18 protein-coding genes are annotated in these 16,481 nt (G+C 46.8%); 8 read left to right on the top strand and 10 right to left on the bottom strand.

All coding sequences use genetic code 11. From position 1 onward, the window contains the following. Positions 1-29 precede the first annotated feature (29 nt). From pcnB to QMF28_RS08360, 4 genes are read right to left on the bottom strand one after another with little or no spacing between them, the layout of a single operon-like run. On the bottom strand, positions 30-1,430 hold the full coding sequence (pcnB, locus tag QMF28_RS08375; RefSeq protein ID WP_281742287.1) for a polynucleotide adenylyltransferase PcnB: 1,401 nt from the start codon (positions 1,428-1,430) through the stop codon (positions 30-32). Further along, complete coding sequence (locus QMF28_RS08370; protein ID WP_281742286.1) at positions 1,427-2,107, bottom strand: histidinol-phosphatase; 681 nt, start codon at positions 2,105-2,107, stop codon at positions 1,427-1,429. Before QMF28_RS08370 ends, pcnB begins: the two co-directional genes overlap by 4 nt. Before the next feature lie 18 nt (positions 2,108-2,125). Beyond that, on the bottom strand, positions 2,126-2,881 hold the full coding sequence (gene hda, locus QMF28_RS08365; protein ID WP_281742285.1) for a DnaA regulatory inactivator Hda: 756 nt from the start codon (positions 2,879-2,881) through the stop codon (positions 2,126-2,128). Positions 2,882-2,892: 11 nt separating this feature from the next. Next, entirely contained in the window at positions 2,893-3,882 is a 990-nt protein-coding gene (locus tag QMF28_RS08360; RefSeq protein ID WP_281742283.1) for an AI-2E family transporter, read from the bottom strand. Positions 3,883-3,955: 73 nt separating this feature from the next. Between QMF28_RS08360 and purM the strand changes: the two genes are divergently transcribed. Next, positions 3,956-5,008 carry a phosphoribosylformylglycinamidine cyclo-ligase gene (gene purM / locus QMF28_RS08355; RefSeq protein ID WP_281742282.1) on the top strand — a complete coding sequence of 351 codons (1,053 nt, stop codon included), beginning with the start codon at positions 3,956-3,958 and terminating at the stop codon, positions 5,006-5,008. A gap of 16 nt (positions 5,009-5,024) precedes the next feature. Here the strand turns inward: purM and miaA are convergent, their stop codons facing one another. Beyond that, positions 5,025-6,029 (bottom strand): tRNA (adenosine(37)-N6)-dimethylallyltransferase MiaA, encoded by a 1,005-nt coding sequence (gene miaA / locus QMF28_RS08350; RefSeq protein WP_281742281.1) that lies wholly within the window; start codon positions 6,027-6,029, stop codon positions 5,025-5,027. 58 nt (positions 6,030-6,087) lie between these two features. On the opposite strand from miaA, the gene QMF28_RS08345 reads away from it, so the two are divergent. After that, positions 6,088-6,732 (top strand): VTT domain-containing protein, encoded by a 645-nt coding sequence (locus QMF28_RS08345; RefSeq protein WP_068320849.1) that lies wholly within the window; start codon positions 6,088-6,090, stop codon positions 6,730-6,732. A 44-nt stretch (positions 6,733-6,776) separates the two neighbouring features. On the opposite strand, the gene QMF28_RS08340 is transcribed toward QMF28_RS08345, so the two are convergent. Both QMF28_RS08340 and murJ read right to left on the bottom strand, forming a co-directional pair. After that, positions 6,777-7,619 carry a SirB1 family protein gene (locus QMF28_RS08340; protein WP_068320847.1) on the bottom strand — a complete coding sequence of 281 codons (843 nt, stop codon included), beginning with the start codon at positions 7,617-7,619 and terminating at the stop codon, positions 6,777-6,779. A gap of 5 nt (positions 7,620-7,624) precedes the next feature. After that, complete coding sequence (murJ, locus tag QMF28_RS08335) at positions 7,625-9,178, bottom strand: murein biosynthesis integral membrane protein MurJ (protein ID WP_281742280.1); 1,554 nt, start codon at positions 9,176-9,178, stop codon at positions 7,625-7,627. A 151-nt stretch (positions 9,179-9,329) separates the two neighbouring features. Between murJ and rpsT the strand changes: the two genes are divergently transcribed. Then, positions 9,330-9,596, top strand: coding sequence for a 30S ribosomal protein S20 (gene rpsT, locus QMF28_RS08330; RefSeq protein WP_068320845.1), 267 nt, complete (start codon positions 9,330-9,332; stop codon positions 9,594-9,596). A 73-nt stretch (positions 9,597-9,669) separates the two neighbouring features. On the opposite strand, the gene QMF28_RS08325 is transcribed toward rpsT, so the two are convergent. Continuing rightward, complete coding sequence (locus tag QMF28_RS08325) at positions 9,670-9,984, bottom strand: DUF3579 domain-containing protein (RefSeq protein WP_068320842.1); 315 nt, start codon at positions 9,982-9,984, stop codon at positions 9,670-9,672. Between the two features lie 152 nt (positions 9,985-10,136). Between QMF28_RS08325 and argF the strand changes: the two genes are divergently transcribed. From argF to ppnP, 3 genes are read left to right on the top strand one after another with little or no spacing between them, the layout of a single operon-like run. Then, positions 10,137-11,084, top strand: coding sequence for an ornithine carbamoyltransferase (argF, locus tag QMF28_RS08320; RefSeq protein ID WP_281742277.1), 948 nt, complete (start codon positions 10,137-10,139; stop codon positions 11,082-11,084). 52 nt (positions 11,085-11,136) lie between these two features. After that, positions 11,137-12,369, top strand: coding sequence for an argininosuccinate synthase (locus QMF28_RS08315; protein WP_281742275.1), 1,233 nt, complete (start codon positions 11,137-11,139; stop codon positions 12,367-12,369). A gap of 54 nt (positions 12,370-12,423) precedes the next feature. Next, positions 12,424-12,729 (top strand): pyrimidine/purine nucleoside phosphorylase, encoded by a 306-nt coding sequence (gene ppnP / locus QMF28_RS08310; protein WP_068320837.1) that lies wholly within the window; start codon positions 12,424-12,426, stop codon positions 12,727-12,729. Between the two features lie 63 nt (positions 12,730-12,792). Here ppnP and QMF28_RS08305 read toward each other — a convergent pair whose 3' ends face one another. Further along, positions 12,793-13,245 (bottom strand): DUF192 domain-containing protein, encoded by a 453-nt coding sequence (locus QMF28_RS08305; RefSeq protein ID WP_281742274.1) that lies wholly within the window; start codon positions 13,243-13,245, stop codon positions 12,793-12,795. Positions 13,246-13,329: 84 nt separating this feature from the next. Continuing rightward, positions 13,330-13,533, bottom strand: coding sequence for a cold-shock protein (locus QMF28_RS08300; RefSeq protein WP_011903586.1), 204 nt, complete (start codon positions 13,531-13,533; stop codon positions 13,330-13,332). A 276-nt stretch (positions 13,534-13,809) separates the two neighbouring features. On the opposite strand from QMF28_RS08300, the gene clpS reads away from it, so the two are divergent. Then, positions 13,810-14,166, top strand: a complete 357-nt coding sequence (gene clpS / locus QMF28_RS08295) for an ATP-dependent Clp protease adapter ClpS (protein ID WP_425594917.1) — start codon at positions 13,810-13,812, stop codon at positions 14,164-14,166. After that, positions 14,163-16,469 (top strand): ATP-dependent Clp protease ATP-binding subunit ClpA, encoded by a 2,307-nt coding sequence (gene clpA, locus QMF28_RS08290; RefSeq protein ID WP_068320834.1) that lies wholly within the window; start codon positions 14,163-14,165, stop codon positions 16,467-16,469. Before clpS ends, clpA begins: the two co-directional genes overlap by 4 nt. The last annotated feature ends 12 nt before the right edge of the window (positions 16,470-16,481 follow it).

Genomic DNA, 16,481 nt, shown 5'->3' with positions numbered 1-16,481 from the left:
CTACTTTACTGAAATTTCTCTAAGTCTGCTTAGCTCGCTGCACTCTCTGGAGGGATGGCAGATTTTGGCTTTCTACGACGTCGTCTTTTGGCTGGGCTGGCAGTATTTCCGGATTCATTTTTAGCGCTAGCCATGAGCTCCTCTTGCCCGGCTGGATCTGCCGCAATGAAGTCTGTCCACCATTGACCAATTGCTGGATTTAGCTCCCCGGTAGCGCAGCGAAGCAGCATAAAGTCATAACCCGCACGAAAACGTGGGGATTCGATGAGGCGGAAAGGATAGCGGCCTACGCGTCTCTCAAAGCGCGGCTGCATTGACCAAATCTCACGCATATCGCTTTCAAAGCGTCTTTGAATGGTCATGCCGCTACTTTGGGTGGCGATCGTGTCATCCATAGCATCATGAAGAGCAGGGATATTGGCCATGCCTTTGCTGGAGTTGGCTTTCCAGTTCTTCAATAGATCAGGCCAAAGCAATGTGGCGAATAAAAAGCCAGCTGAAACACTTTTTCCTGATTGAATGCGTTCATCCGTATTCGCCAAAGCAAGCCTTACAAAATCATTGGCGCCTTTGGAGTCCTCACCATCATCCAGAATGTGATCGAGCAGCGGTAGCAGTCCATGATGCAATCCTGCTTCTTTCAAGCCTTGAATTGCTCGCCAGGAGTAGCCTGACATCAAAAGCTTGAGAATTTCATCAAACAGTCTGGCCGAAGGAACATCGTTTAGTAATTTACCGAGTTTTGCAATTGGTGCGCGCGTAGCGCTATCCAATTCAAAACCAGTTTTGGCAGCAAATCGAACTGCTCTGAGCATGCGTACGGGATCTTCGCGATAACGTTTGGCTGGGTCACCAATCATGCGCAAAGTTTTCTTTTGCATATCTGCCATACCGCCGTGATAGTCGAGCACAGTCTCGGAGGATGGGTCGTAATACATGGCATTAATAGTGAAATCACGTCTCGCAGCATCTTCGCCCTGCGATCCCCAGACGTTATCACGCAGAATGCGACCGCTTTCTGCAACATGGTCTCCAGCGTTATCCAGTAAAGCCCTGAAGGTTGATACTTCAATGATTTCAGGATGGCCCTTACCAAAAAAGGTCACGTGAACAATCTGAAAACGGCGCCCAATAAGACGAGCTTTGCGAAATAATCTTTGAACTTGGTCTGGCGTCGCATTAGTAGCAACGTCAAAATCTTTAGGGCTAATTCCAAGAGCAAGATCACGTACAGCACCGCCAACAATAAATGCCTCGTAACCTGCTTGCTGCAAAGTATGGGTTACCTTAACTGCATTCTTGGAAAGTAAGTGAGGGTCAATGCGATGTGATTTTTTAGGGATACGTTTTGGCGCTCCAGTACTGCTTGCGTGTGTGTGCTTGACCATCGGGTCACGCCGCAAAATACGTTTGATAAATTTAGTGATCATGCAAACAATTCAAGAATAGGCCAGTTACGCTGCTTGGCTTCGTTGCGAAGGCGATCGTCTGGATTGGTGGCGACAGGATGACTGACCTTTTCAAGTAAGGGTAGATCATTCATCGAGTCAGAATAAAAATAACTGTAAGGCAGAGTGTCCAGTGATAGCTTTTGAGAAGCTAGCCAATCATGCAGGTTCTGAATCTTGCCTTCCCGAAAATTAGGAATGCCGCTCACTTCTCCGGTGTAATTAGCCAAAGGCTGATTGTCTTTGGTCGCTGGCTCTGTAGCAATCAGATGTTCAATGCCAAAGCTTTCTACGATAGGGCGAGTTACAAAACTATTGGTGGCCGTAATTACACAGCAGAGATCACCAGCATCTTGGTGGCGCTTGACTAGATCTAGTGCTTCTTGTCGGAGTTGTCCGTTAATCACTTCTCTCATGAAGGCGTCATGCCATTCTTTGAGTTGCGCGCGCGAGTGCTCAGAAAGCGGCTTTAGAGCAAAGCGCAGAAATTCATGAATGTCGAGCTTGCCTTCTTTGTAGTCTTGGTAAAAACGTTCATTCTGCCTTGCGTAGTATTCGCTATCAACAACGCCAATGCGAGCCAAAAATTGGCCCCATTCATAATCGCTATCGCAGGGCAACAGGGTGTGGTCTAAATCAAAAAGGGCTAACTGAGTCACGAATGAATATCTAATTAATTATTTGGGCTGCAAGAGCTCGCGTACAAGCGGCAAGGTTACAGCACGTTTTGTTTCTAAAGAATAAGCATCTAAAGCATCGATCAAGGCCATTAAGCTGGGCATATCTCGATAGAAGCGGCTTAATAACCAAGGCAACACATCGGGCGACAAAACTAGCCCACGGGCTTTGGCTGCCTCGCCTAATGCCTGTATTTTCTCATCATCATCCAAAAGCTGGGTTTGAAACACCAAACCCCAGCCCAGCCTGGTTCGTAAGTCTTCACGAAGCTTCAAATTTGCTGGGGCAGCTGCGCCAGCCATAAAAATATGGATTGCTTTGCTAGCTTGTACGGCATTCAGAATCCGAAATAAGGACCCCACCAGACGATCATCCAATTGGTCTACATCATCCACGGTAATGACTGATGGAGTTTTAGTTTGCGAAAGCGCACTAATGTTTTCTTCTAACCGAACCCAGGATGCTGGTTCTGATGCTGTCAGGGCAATGTGTTCTAAGTCTGCGTGCTCTGCCGCATTGCCAATCGCGTTTAGTAAATGTGTGCGTCCAGATCCTTCCGGTCCCCACCAATAAATCCAGCGCTGATTTAATGGGTTGTCGGAGCCTTCATTTGAAGAACCCTTCCATGAGCTTTCGATATTTTGTAAAGCAGATATCAGTGCGAGATCTTTTCCTGGGAGATAGTTTTCTAGGCTCGCTTTGGGTGAGTGGCTAATATCTAACGCAAATTGTTTTGGAAGCGGAGGTGTGTTCATTACTGCCAAATTTATTTTTGATACCAAGCGCTTTGCGTATAGATAGACCAGAGGTACTTAACTAGGACCAGGCTGACAGCGCTGATAGGCAATGCCAGTAGGACGCCAAAGAAGCCAAATAACTTGCCGAATAAAAGCAAAGCAAACAATACTGCTACTGGATGTAAGCCAATGCGCTCGCCAACCAAGCGGGGCGTTAGGAAGAAGCCTTCTAAGAATTGCCCAATGCCAAACAAGATCAGTACGCCAACAATTTCAGTGCCTGGACCAAATTGAAGAAGCGCTGATAACACTGCAAGTGTTAGACCTATAGTGATGCCGATATACGGGATCACAATCATGAGTGCGGTAAACACGCCAAGCGCTGCCGCACCCTTGACGCCAATGAAACTCAAGCCTGCGCTGTAATAAATCGCCATGATCGAGATGACGATCAACATGCCGCGCAAGTATTGCGAAAGCAATCCATCGGTATGCATGGCGAGGTGATGAACAGTTTCTTGCGCGCGAACCGGAACCAGACCTTTTATAAGTCCAAAAAAATGATTCCAGTCCATCAACAAATAAAACATCACAAAAATAATGAGCACTGCATTTACAAAACCTGCAATGACTGAGCTGCCGGACATCAACACAGTGCTGATAGTGGAAGTCATCAAGCTATCTGCATTGTCATTAATGTGCTCAGTAATTTTTTGAGTGGCGCTTTCCCTAAGGGTTCCCCAGTCGAGGTTGATATGCAGTTCGCTGAGCTTTGGGCCAAGCCAGGCTTGAGTATTGGCGATCCAATCAGGCAATTGGGCCTTAATTAGGGGAATTTCATATTTGAGGAGGCTTACGAGCAGGCTCAGGATGAAGAAAACGAGGCATAGCCCTATCAACATGCTGACCAAAGCGGCTAGCGCTCGAGGTAGGCGATGCTGCTCAAGCCACAGGCAAACAGGGCGTAGGGCATACGCCAGAATGAATGCGGTGAGAAAAGGGGTAAAAATTTCTGCCATCTTGCTTCAATCCTCTAGAATTCAATGATTCTACTGACGAAGTAGCATTTTTTACTAATATTCCGGCTCCAATATGACTTCATCTTCTAATTCCTCCTCAAATGGCCTTTCCTACCGTGACGCTGGTGTCGATATTGACGCCGGAGACGCCTTGGTTGATCGCATTAAGCCGCTTGCCAAAAAGACCATGCGTGAGGGCGTTTTGGCTGGAATTGGCGGTTTTGGAGCCCTTTTTGAGGTGCCTAAGCGCTATAAAGAGCCAGTATTGGTGTCTGGTACGGATGGAGTAGGAACTAAGCTCAGGTTGGCTTTCGAATGGAATCGTCACGAAACCATCGGTCAAGACTTGGTAGCCATGAGTGTGAACGACATTCTGGTGCAAGGCGCTGAACCCCTCTTTTTCTTGGATTACTTTGCTTGCGGCAAGTTGACTGTTGATACTGCAGCAACGGTTGTGGGTGGTATTGCCAAAGGCTGTGAGCTATCTGGTTGCGCATTAATTGGTGGTGAGACTGCAGAAATGCCTGGCATGTATCCACCTGGTGAATATGACCTCGCTGGATTTGCAGTGGGTGCAGTTGAAAAATCCAAAATCATTACTGGTGCGACGATTGTTCCAGGTGACGTTGTATTAGCAATTGGATCTAGTGGTGCTCACTCCAACGGTTACTCATTGGTACGAAAAATTATTGAACGCGCTGGCGCAAAGCCAAGCGATGATTTAGGCGGTCGCCCATTGGGTGATGTGGTTATGGCACCAACAGAAATTTATGTGAAGCCACTTCTCAAATTGATTTCTGAAATCAATGTAAAAGGGATGGCACACATTACTGGCGGTGGTTTAGTGGATAACGTGCCACGCGTACTTCCAGAAAATACTCAAGCTGTTTTGCATCGTGACAGTTGGCAAATGCCAGAGCTCTTCCGTTGGTTGCAAATGAAGGGTGGCGTAGCAGATGCAGAAATGGTGCGCGTATTTAACTGCGGCATCGGGATGGTGGTTATAGTTGCTCCGGATCAAGCGGATACTGCGATCAAGTCATTGACTGCGCAAGGCCTAAAAGCTTGGGCAGTAGGTGAAGTGGTTGAGCGTCCAAAAGATGCACCCCAAACTATCGTTATCTAAGGCGTTGGCTACCAACTTATTTTTTTAAGTTGCTTTTGCAGTATTCCAATGCAGCCTTCAACTCTTTGGGGTTGAAGGGATCAAATGTTTTTCTTCCATCTATTGCACGCAGCCATGTGAGCTGACGCTTGCCAAGCTGTCTGGTTGCTGCCAATGCTTTGTAGCGCATTTCTTCGGCATCAATTTCCCCATTGAGAAATTCCCAAGCTTGGCGATAGCCGACTGAGCGAATCGCTGGTAAGTCTGCGTGTAATCCGGTGTTAGCACGCAATACTTTCACTTCATCCATGAATCCTGCCGCAAGCATTTCATCAAAGCGCTTTTCTAAGTTGAGATGTAAGCGTTTGCGATCGCTGGGTTCAAGTGAAACTAAATCAATCCATGATGGAATGGCAGAACCTTCTCTGCCATCTTCACTTGGCGAATCAGCCAGCAACACTGACATGGGTTTGCCGGTAATTTCAAAAACTTCCAGAGCACGCTGTACTCGTTGAGAGTCATTGGGCTTCAAGCGAGCAGCCGTATCAGGGTCTACTTTGGCCAGTTTGTCATGCATAGCTGGCCACCCAATATTTTTACCCTCTTCATCCAGGCGGGCGCGAATTTCTGGATTAGCTGGTGGCAGAGAAGATAGACCATGTGCCCAGGCGCGCCAATACAACATTGTTCCACCAACAACTACTGGAATATTTCCGCGCTCACGAATCTCAGTGCAGAGACGTTTTGCATCCTTGGCAAAGCGAGCCGCTGAATACACTTCAGTTGGATCGATGATGTCAATTAGGTGATGAATGACCGCCGCTTGTTCAGCCTTGGTAGGTTTGGCGCTGCCAATATCTAAACCGCGATAGACCAGCGCAGAATCCATGCTGATGAGTTCAATCGCTAAACCAATGGATTTTGCATACTCAGCCAAGGACATGGCGAGGTGGGTTTTGCCTGCACCAGTAGGCCCAACAATACAAAGAATGGGGGCTTCATTTAGAGCATGCATAGGCTGAATGTAGGGTTCAGTTGGCATACCCGATTATAAGAGCCTGTTAATATCCGCAACAACCAATAAATTAGAGAGCGAGCGAATGGATACCCTTTTGCAATTAGGCGATTTATTACTGCATATTGATAAACATCTCGATGTAGTGATTCAGCAATACGGCCCTTGGGCTTATGGCCTCTTATTTGCAATTGTTTTTGCGGAAACGGGTTTAGTTGTTGCACCATTTCTGCCCGGTGACTCACTCTTATTTATTGCAGGCGCTTATTGCGCTACCGAGCATTTCAATATCTGGACTTTATGTATCGGTTTATTGGTTGCGGCAATTGCAGGCAATACGGTGAACTATTTCATTGGTCGCTGGATTGGTAAAAGAGTCTTTAGTAGTAAGTCCCGCTGGATTGATCAAGGCGCATTATTAAAAACCCATGCCTTTTATGAAAAGCATGGCGGCAAGACCATTATTGTTGCGCGCTTCTTGCCCATCATTAGAACTTTTGCACCGTTTGTTGCTGGCGTTTCAGAAATGAACTTCTCGCGCTTTCAGTTATTCAATGTCACTGGTGCTCTGCTCTGGGTTTTCAGTTTAGTTATTGCAGGTTATTTCTTTGGCAATATTCCAGTGATACGTCAAAACCTCAATGTAATCGTATTGATTGGTATTGGCGCAGCAGCGATACCAGTAGTGCTGGCGGCGCTCTATAAAATTTTCCAGCGCAAGAAAATTTAAAAGAATACGAAAAAACTTAAGCTAAAGCCAAATCTAGATTGGCTTTAGTGCAGCTTAGTTTGACTTTCGAGTGTAGCAATATGCTCGCGAATATCACCGGCATCTTCAGCTTCTGGCATTTCGCTTAGGTAGCGATGCATGTCTTCTAGGGCGGGACGCAAATACTCAAGCTGCGCAAAGATCAGGCCACGGTCTCTGACCTCTTCAATGGAGTCGGGCAGTAGAATCACCAGGCGTTCCTGAATCCCCAATAAACGTTCCCAGCGCTCATGCTCTGAATAAATCATTTTGAGGTTTCTAAGGAAGCGCGACAGGATTTCCCGTGAGCTTGAGGCACGTAGGAAGATGTTGAGTGGCAGACTGAGCTCACCTCGATAGCCTTTGGCATCCAAATAAGGGTCGAGCATTTCTTGTAGCTGCGTCTTGGAGAGTGATTCGCCAGTTAAAGGATCCATGATCACTTCGCCTTGTTGCAAGGAGATGCGCATCATGAAGTGATTGGGAAACGAAACGCCGCGAATTTTTAAACCAATTTGATTGCCTAGTTCAATCATCAAAATTGCCAATGAGATTGGTATGCCTCTGCGATTCTCTAGAACGTAATGTAAGTATGAATTTTCTGGAGCATAAAAATCATTCTGGTTGGGGCCAAAGCCCAACTCTGTATAAAAGAAATGCTTCAGAATTTGCAGGCGCTGAACCGGTGATGTATCTGGCGTTACGCGCGACTTTAATTTATTGCCCAATTGATCAAGCTTATCAAGCACGCCCTGGACGTCTAAATCCGGATAGGCATGTTGTGCGACAGCGATCGCAGCTTCAGTTAAAGGGAAGTGTTCGTCTTCAGCAACTAAGGAGGTGAAGTAGTCGAGTTGTTGTGTTGGCATAAGGGCTATTTTGCATGACGCAAGAATTTTTGCCAGCGAATTCCAACTAAGCCTAGGGATGCAAAGTAAACAATTGCTGCAATAGCTAACCAGGCGGCTAGTAAGCCAACTCGCAACCATGGTTCGGCTTGTAAGGCGATCCAATTATGTGCGCTGGCGGCGTAAAAAAGTACTGCCGCGAAGGGGATAAGGGCAAACAGTAGCTGTCCCAAGTATTTGATCCAGGCTGAGCTAGGCAAGGCCCCGCGGCGATGCAGGCCCACCCAAAGTAGAGCAGCGTTTAGGCAGGCACCCGTTCCCACAGAGAGGGCAAGGCCAGCATGACCAAGCCAGGGGACAAAAACTAGGTTAGCCAATTGGGTTGCCACCAAAACTAGTAAACCAATTTTTACTGGGGTGCGGATATCTTGGCGAGAGTAAAAGCCGGGCGCTAGAATTTTTACGAGAATTAATCCAATGAGGCCAACACCGTAAGCCGCTAGTGCACGTTGGGTCATCATCACATCCAGTGCATTGAATTTTCCGTAGTGATACAGCACAGCTGCGAGAGGTTCTCCAAAAATAAAGAGCGCAAGGGCACATGGTGCAGCCAGTAAGAATGTTAGTTGCAAACCCCAGATGAGTAGTTCACCGGCGTGAACTAAATCTTTTTTTGCATTCGCTTTGCTCAGGCTAGGTAAGAGAACGGTGCCAAGGGCAACCCCAAGAAGTGCGGTTGGAAACTCCATTAAGCGGTCTGCATACGATAGCCATGACACGCTGCCAGCCTGCAAGCGCGAAGCGATATTGGTGTTGATGATGAGAGAAATTTGCGCAACCGATACAGCAAATACTGCGGGCCCCATCAGCTTGAGTACGCGTCTTGCATCAGGATTGGAGACGGCTGCTTTAATTGCTCCTGGCAATAAGCCAATGCGAGGCAAAAGACCGAGACGAGAGAGTGCTGGCACCTGAATAGCTAATTGCAAAACGCCGCCCAGTAAAACGCCAATGCTTAGGGCATAAATGGGTTGCTCTAAGTGGGGCGCCAAAAATAGGGCGCTACCGATCAGGGCTAAATTCAGTAAAACTGGGGTAAAGGCGGGGATTGCAAAGCGCTGGAATGTATTGAGAATTCCGGCTGAGAGTGAAACTAGGGAAATAAGACCAATGTAGGGGAACATGATCCGAGTCATGACTACGCTTGCTTCATAAGCCGGACCACCCTTAAATCCGGTAGCAATGGCCAAAATGAGCACTGGGGCGCCGATGACGCCTACCAATACCGTAAGCAGCAAAGCCCAAAATAAGAGGGTAGCGACCGCATTTACGAGGATTTGGGCCTGTTTTTGGTCCCCATTGCTGGAGATTTCCCCCAAAATCGGCACAAAAGCCTGGGAAAAGGCCCCTTCGGCAAATAACCGGCGCAGCAAATTAGGTAGCCTAAAAGCCACATTAAAGGCATCTGTCCACTCCGAAGCCCCGAAACTACGGGCAATCAGGGTCTCCCGAAGCAGGCCCGTAATACGGGACAGCATGGTCAGGGAGCTGACCTTGGCGGCGGCAGAAAGCAGATTCATGAGCCGATTTTCACCTATTTATCGGTCGGCTGGGCTTTTTTGCCCCTTTAAGGTAAAATCTTGGGTTTTGGCGAGCTTGCTTATGAATCTGGCAAGTCCGCAAGATTTTTAACTAATCGCATTTTGCAATTTATAGAGGCAAGGTTTAAAGATGGCCAATACAGCACAAGCGCGCAAGCGTGCACGCCAAGCAGTAAAACAAAACGAACATAACTCCAGTTTGCGTTCAAAGCTCCGCACTTCCATCAAGGCAGTTCGTAAAGCGATTGAAACTGGTGACAAAGCAGCTGCTGCAAAAGTATTCGCAGCGACTCAAGCAACAATCGACAAGATTGCTGACAAAAAGATTGCTCACAAAAATACTGCTGCTCGTCAGAAGTCACGTTTGTCCGCAGCTATCAAGGCGATGGCAGCGTAATACGTTTTTAGTTTTAGGCTGGTCGAAGTAGTTTCGATCTAAGCCCGCTCCTCATCAGAGCGGGTTTTTGTTTTTAAGGCTGGGTTGGGGCTGCTGGGTTGAACTCACATGCCTCTTCGATTGGTAGGCTGTTGTCTTTGGCAAAGTTCATGACAAAGTCTAGCGCTCTAGGATCTAGGTCCCCTAGTCTAGTATCAATAACAACGCATTTCACTTTTGCAATTAGTACGGGTCTGACGTAGGGCGAATAAGTGAAGCGAGGGTCCCCGGAGTCACCGGGTGGGCGAAAAGTAGCCATCACCCCGCACAGACGCTCCGCCCAATCGCTGGGCCGAAATGGTTTGCCAGAAGTGGTAATGCCTTGAATGAAAAGCTTTTTGTGGTTCAAGTTCGCGTAATGATGGTTGTAGAAAATAGTATTACTAAGCCCTCTAGCTTAACAGCCTGGGTTGGCCGTAAGATGACTTTAGGGTCCATTTTCGTGCAGCCGAATGTTTGAAGAAAAAAATGCAAGCCAAAACTTTAGTAGAAAGCTCAACTATGACATCCTTGGCAAAGCCGCAAGTGCCCGGTCAGGTAAAGCACTATCTGCAGTTTTCTGACCTCACTCGCGAGGAATATGACTATTTACTCAAGCGCTCTGCATGGCTAAAGGCTAAGTTCAAGAGTTATGAAACTTGGCATCCGCTGCATGACCGAACTTTGGCGATGATTTTTGAGAAGCATTCCACTCGTACGCGTTTGTCGTTCGAGGCGGGCATTCACCAGCTTGGTGGACATGCCGTATATCTGAACACCCGCGATACTCAGTTAGGCCGTGGTGAGCCTGTAGAGGACGCTGCGCAGGTGATTTCAAGGATGACTGACATCATCATGATCCGCACCTTTGGTCAGGAAATTATTGAGCGCTTTGCGTCTAATTCGCGCGTTCCAGTAATAAATGGCCTGACCAATGAATTTCATCCTTGCCAAGTTCTGGCTGATATCTTCACTTTTGTTGAGGCGCGTGGCCCAATTCAAGGCAAGACCGTCGCCTGGGTAGGCGATGCAAACAATATGGCGTACACCTGGCTACAAGCTGCTGAATGCTTAGATTTTCAGTTGCGCTTCTCTGCACCAGAAGGTTATCAACTGGATCCAGCGCGTTTGACGCCTAATGCGGCAAAGCATTTGACGATTTGCGGCGATCCTAAAGATGCCTGTAAAGGCGCTGACTTGGTGACCACCGATGTTTGGACCAGCATGGGCTATGAAGATGAAAATACTTCACGCATGAATGCCTTCCAAGACTGGATGGTGGATGAAGAATTAATGGCTGTGGCCAAACCAGATGCTTTATTTATGCATTGCTTGCCAGCCCATCGTGGCGAAGAAGTTTCAGCTGGAGTGATTGATGGCCCGCAAAGTATTGTTTGGGAAGAGGCGGAAAATCGTTTGCATGTCCAAAAGGCCTTGATGGAGTATTTGCTTTGTGGCCGCTTGGATTAATTGAGTAAAAATTTTTGTAATTCGTTTTAATTTATTTTTGATTGAATAAAAAATGTCCGATATTAAAAAAGCAGTCTTAGCGTATTCCGGTGGTCTCGATACAAGCGTGATCTTGAAGTGGCTTCAAGATACCTATGGCTGTGAGATCGTGACATTTACAGCTGACCTGGGTCAAGGCGAAGAGCTCGAGCCAGCACGCGCTAAGGCTTTGCAGTTTGGCATCAAACCAGAAAACATTTTCATCGATGACTTGCGCGAAGAGTTCGTGCGCGATTTCGTGTTTCCGATGTTCCGTGCGAATACGATTTACGAAGGTGAATACTTGTTAGGCACATCTATTGCCCGCCCTTTAATTGCTAAGCGTCAAATTGAAATCGCTCGTTTAACTGGTGCCGACTCTGTATCTCACGGCGCTACTGGTAAAGGTAATGACCAGGTGCGTTTTGAGCTGGGTTACTACGCCTTGGAGCCAGGAATCAAAGTGATTGCTCCTTGGCGTGAATGGGATCTGCTGTCACGTGAGAAGTTGATGGCCTACGCAGAAAAGCATGGCATTCCAGTTGAGATGAAGCATAAGCAAGGTGGTTCGCCTTATTCCATGGACGCCAACTTATTGCATATTAGTTATGAAGGCCGTCATTTGGAAAACCCAAATGCTGAAGCTGAAGAGTCTATGTGGCGTTGGACGGTTTCCCCTGAGAAGGCTCCAGATGCTCCAGAGATTATCGAAATTGAATTTAAAGCGGGTGATCCTGTTGCAATTAATGGCAAAGCGTATAAGCCACATGAATTGCTTGCTGAATTAAACCGTATTGGTGGCATGCACGGCATCGGTCGTTTGGATTTGGTAGAGAACCGTTTTGTTGGCATGAAGAGCCGTGGTTGCTATGAAACCCCTGGCGGCACCATCCTGCTCAAGGCTCACCGCGGTATCGAAAGTATTACTCTGGATCGCGAAGTAGCCCACTTGAAAGATGATTTGATGCCACGCTATGCAAGCTTGATCTACAACGGCTTGTGGTGGGCGCCAGAGCGCTTAGCTTTGCAAACATTGATTGATCACACTCAACAAGCTGTCAATGGCGTTGTCCGGTTGAAGCTCTACAAGGGTTCTGTATCCGTTATCTCACGTGATTCAGCTAATACTTTGTTTGATCAGAATATTGCGACCTTTGATGATGATGGCGGTGCTTATAACCAGGCAGATGCTGGCGGATTTATCAAACTCAATGCCTTGCGTATGCGTATTGCTGAAACAGCTAGACGTAAGCGTGCTCAGAAATAACGAAAAGCAAATTCAAATAAACGATTAGAACTAAATAGAATAGAAAGAGTCAGCATGCAATTTGATCAAGTTTCCGTAGGTAAAAAAGCTAATGTATTTTTCGATGGTAAATGTGTTTCTCATACCGTGACATTGCCAAATGGCGAACGTAAGTCAGTTGGTGTTGTATTGCCAAGCACCTTACGCTTTGACTTAAGCACTAGAGAAGTTATGGAAGTGGTTGATGGCACTGCTTTTGTCAGCATCAATGGCGCTCCTGAGCAAGAATTCAAAGCGGGCCAAAGCTGGGAAGTGGAAAAGGGCGGTTATTTCATTATTCGCGCCGAGCAACCTGTTCACTATGTTTGCCATTTTGAGTAAATAAGCATTTCTATAAAGCAAAACGCAGACCGAGGTCTGCGTTTTTTATTACCTTTTAATTTCTTACCTCTTCGGTAGACCAGTGACCACAGTGCCTGGAACGATAACTCTTTCTGAGAACCATCGTTTGTTCATTTCTAACGCATAACGCACGGCAGCTTTAGGGCAGTGATTATTGGTTGTGTCTGCATGCATCTCTTCGATGTTCACAATCTTGCCGTCATCAGCAATGAATGCAATGGATAGCGGGATCTTGGTGTTGTTCATCCAGAAGCAATGACCCGCCTTTTGTTCGAACACAAACAACATTCCAGAATTGGTTGGCATGCTTGTGCGGTTCATGAGGCCAACTTCTCTTGCTTTGGGTGTATCCGCTAGCTCAGCCTGAATACGGTAGATGCCCGCTTTGAGTTCAATGGTGGGCAGGCCTGTATTGACTTGGGCTAGCGAAAGGCTGGAGCTAAAGAGAAAGAGGGGCGCGAATAGTTTGATGAAGTTGTTTTTTGAAATAAGCATGTTGTGCATTTTAAGGGAGGCAAATTGCAGACGAAAAAAAACCCAGGAACGAATCCTGGGTTTTTAATAATGATCTAAGGACTATTAAGCCGCTTGGATATTGGTAGCTTGCTTGCCTTTAGGTCCTTGGGTAATGTCAAACGTTACCTTTTGGTTTTCCTTGAGGGTTTTGAACCCAGGCATAGTAATTGCGCTGAAATGCGCGAACAACTCTTCTTCACCATCATCAGGTTTGATAAAGCCAAAACCTTTTGCATCATTGAACCACTTAACAATTCCGGTCGCCATGCGAACTCCATTACATAAACTTAAAACAACCGTGATGAGGGTAAATACTTTTTAATCAGTCTCAATCCACAACACGCCTAAATAGAACCTCTCTTGAAGCCTACCCCCTGATTGTTTGCCCTTTTTGGAGGGGTGTCAAGGAGTTATATGCACCTACCCCCTAGTAAATACCCCCTTTTTTATCGAAAAATGCCCCAATATGGGTTTAAGAGGGGTTTTTGCGTGGTTTTCGCAACAAGACCCTATGAAATTAAAGTTTCAATATCTGTGTTTAGAATGCTTCTCATGAGTCGCGCACCAAAAAATCCCACTACTGGCAACCCCGGTAATCCATATATTGAAGACACCATTCTTCTCGAAAAGCAGGTCGAGCAAGTTAAGGCGCCTTCGATGTATAAAGTTTTACTATTGAATGACGATTACACACCAATGGAATTTGTGGTGATGGTGATTCAGGAGTATTTTAATAAAGATCATGAAACAGCTACACGCATCATGTTGCAAGTGCATTTGGTAGGTAAGGGCGTTTGCGGAATTTTTACTCGCGATGTTGCTGCCACAAAAGTGCATCAAGTTATAGAACTCTCCCGTGAAGCGGGTCATCCACTACAGTGCACTATGGAGGAAGCATGATTGCCCAAGAATTAGAAGTGAGTTTGCACATGGCGTTTGTTGACGCAAGGGCATCGCGACATGAGTTCATTACGGTCGAGCATTTGCTTGCGGCCTTGCTTGATAACGCTACTGCTGTCGAGGTTTTAAAAGCCTGCGCCGTCAATATTGCAGAGCTGCGCGCCCAGCTCAAAAACTTTATTAATGACAATACGCCCGTAGTGCCCGGTAATGATGAAGTCGATACACAACCGACATTAGGTTTTCAGCGTGTTATTCAGCGCGCCATCATGCATGTGCAATCTACATCGAATGGTAAGAAAGAAGTGACTGGCGCAAATGTATTGGTTGCCATCTTTGGTGAAAAAGATTCACACGCAGTGTATTTCTTGCAACAGCAAGGCGTTACACGATTAGATGTAGTGAACTTCATTAGTCATGGCGTTCGCAAAGATCAGTCTGAGCATGTGAAGCCTGCTGAGCCTACCCAAGAGACTGAGGAGGCCGGTTCTTCTGGTAAAGAAAGTCCTCTTGAGCAGTACACGCAGAACCTTAACGTGATGGCCCGTCAAGGCAAGATTGACCCATTGATTGGGCGCGAGAGCGAGGTAGAGCGTGTTATTCAAGTCTTGTGCCGCCGCCGTAAGAACAACCCATTGTTGGTTGGTGAGGCTGGCGTAGGTAAAACAGCGATTGCCGAGGGCTTAGCCTGGAGAATTGTCAAAGGCGATGTTCCTGATATTTTGGCCAATGCTACGGTTTACTCATTAGATATGGGTGCGCTCTTAGCGGGCACTAAATATCGCGGTGATTTTGAGCAGCGCTTGAAGAGTGTTCTCAAGTCCCTTAAAGATCATGCCCATGGTGTTTTGTTTATTGATGAGATTCACACATTGATTGGCGCTGGTGCAGCATCAGGCGGAACATTAGATGCAAGTAATTTGTTAAAGCCTGCACTATCTAATGGTCAGCTTAAATGTATCGGCGCAACCACCTTTACAGAGTACCGCGGCATTTTTGAAAAAGATGCCGCACTATCTCGTCGCTTCCAAAAAGTAGATGTAGTAGAGCCAACAGTGGATCAAACAGTACAAATTCTGCGTGGGTTGAAGTCTCGTTTTGAAGAGCATCACAGTGTCAAATATGCGGCCGGCGCTTTGGTTGCAGCTGCAGAGCTTTCAGCTCGCTACATTAATGACCGTCACTTGCCTGATAAGGCGATTGACGTCATCGATGAGGCCGGTGCTGCACAACGCATCCTGCCTAAGTCTAAGCAGAAGAAAACCATTGGTCGTCCAGAAATCGAAGAGATCGTTGCAAAGATTGCGCGTATACCGCCACAGTCCGTTACCGTGGATGATCGCAGCAAGTTGCAGACTTTGGATCGCGACATTAAGAGCGTAGTGTTTGGTCAAGATCCTGCAATTGAAGCATTGGCTAGCGCCATTAAGATGACTCGCGCCGGTCTTGGCAAGATTGACCGTCCGATTGGCTCTTTCTTGTTCTCCGGTCCAACTGGTGTTGGTAAGACTGAGGTAGCTAAACAGCTCGCTTACATCCTTGGTATTGAGTTGTTGCGATTTGATATGTCTGAGTACATGGAGCGTCATGCAGTGAGTCGTTTAATTGGCGCGCCTCCAGGTTATGTTGGCTTTGATCAAGGTGGCTTACTGACTGAGGCTGTCAATAAGAAGCCACATTGCGTACTCTTGCTTGATGAGATTGAGAAGGCGCATCCAGATATCTTCAATATTCTCTTGCAGGTAATGGATCATGGAACCCTGACAGATAACAATGGTCGCAAGACTGACTTCCGTAACGTGATCATCATCATGACTACCAATGCTGGTGCAGAAGCGATGCAGAAATCTACCATCGGTTTTACCAATGCCCGTGAGTCAGGTGATGAGATGGCTGATATCAAGAAATTCTTTACACCTGAGTTCCGTAATCGTTTGGACGCCATCGTCTCCTTCAAGGCGCTCGATGAGTCCATCATCATGCGCGTTGTTGACAAGTTCTTGATGCAGCTCGAAGAGCAATTACATGAGAAGAAAGTAGATGCTACTTTCAGTGCTGCATTGCGTGCACACCTTGCTAAGCATGGCTTTGATCCTTTAATGGGTGCTCGCCCAATGCAACGCATCATTCAGGACACTGTGCGCAAAGCGCTGGCTGACGAGCTTTTATTTGGTAAGCTAGCCCAAGGCGGTCATGTGGATGTTGATATTGATGCGGATGGCAAAGTGCTCTTGAACTTTGATGCACCGGTATTGCCAGGAAAGCGTGCTAAGGCTGATGTGGCACCAGCCGAAGAAATTTAATGAACCCATTTA

Origin of the sequence: Polynucleobacter yangtzensis (genome assembly GCF_027924165.1) — a bacterium.
Taxonomy (GTDB): Bacteria; Pseudomonadota; Gammaproteobacteria; order Burkholderiales; family Burkholderiaceae; genus Polynucleobacter; species Polynucleobacter yangtzensis.
Note: the sequence above shows the minus strand (reverse complement) of the source record. Positions and strands in the feature narration are given on the sequence as shown.

Excerpts from the sequence above, each read along its gene's own strand:
- pcnB (WP_281742287.1), bottom strand. The coding sequence starts at position 1,430 with ATGATCACTAAATTTATCAAACGTATTTTGCGGCGTGACCCGATGGTC.
- rpsT (WP_068320845.1), top strand. The coding sequence starts at position 9,330 with ATGGCCAATACAGCACAAGCGCGCAAGCGTGCACGCCAAGCAGTAAAA.
- argF (WP_281742277.1), top strand. The coding sequence starts at position 10,137 with ATGACATCCTTGGCAAAGCCGCAAGTGCCCGGTCAGGTAAAGCACTAT.
- QMF28_RS08315 (WP_281742275.1), top strand. The coding sequence starts at position 11,137 with ATGTCCGATATTAAAAAAGCAGTCTTAGCGTATTCCGGTGGTCTCGAT.
- clpA (WP_068320834.1), top strand. The coding sequence starts at position 14,163 with ATGATTGCCCAAGAATTAGAAGTGAGTTTGCACATGGCGTTTGTTGAC.
- QMF28_RS08305 (WP_281742274.1), bottom strand. The coding sequence starts at position 13,245 with ATGCTTATTTCAAAAAACAACTTCATCAAACTATTCGCGCCCCTCTTT.
- purM (WP_281742282.1), top strand. The coding sequence starts at position 3,956 with ATGACTTCATCTTCTAATTCCTCCTCAAATGGCCTTTCCTACCGTGAC.
- QMF28_RS08340 (WP_068320847.1), bottom strand. The coding sequence starts at position 7,619 with ATGCCAACACAACAACTCGACTACTTCACCTCCTTAGTTGCTGAAGAC.
- QMF28_RS08345 (WP_068320849.1), top strand. The coding sequence starts at position 6,088 with ATGGATACCCTTTTGCAATTAGGCGATTTATTACTGCATATTGATAAA.
- QMF28_RS08300 (WP_011903586.1), bottom strand. The coding sequence starts at position 13,533 with ATGGCGACCGGAATTGTTAAGTGGTTCAATGATGCAAAAGGTTTTGGC.
- murJ (WP_281742280.1), bottom strand. The coding sequence starts at position 9,178 with ATGAATCTGCTTTCTGCCGCCGCCAAGGTCAGCTCCCTGACCATGCTG.
- clpS (WP_425594917.1), top strand. The coding sequence starts at position 13,810 with ATGCTTCTCATGAGTCGCGCACCAAAAAATCCCACTACTGGCAACCCC.
- ppnP (WP_068320837.1), top strand. The coding sequence starts at position 12,424 with ATGCAATTTGATCAAGTTTCCGTAGGTAAAAAAGCTAATGTATTTTTC.
- miaA (WP_281742281.1), bottom strand. The coding sequence starts at position 6,029 with ATGCCAACTGAACCCTACATTCAGCCTATGCATGCTCTAAATGAAGCC.
- hda (WP_281742285.1), bottom strand. The coding sequence starts at position 2,881 with ATGAACACACCTCCGCTTCCAAAACAATTTGCGTTAGATATTAGCCAC.
- QMF28_RS08360 (WP_281742283.1), bottom strand. The coding sequence starts at position 3,882 with ATGGCAGAAATTTTTACCCCTTTTCTCACCGCATTCATTCTGGCGTAT.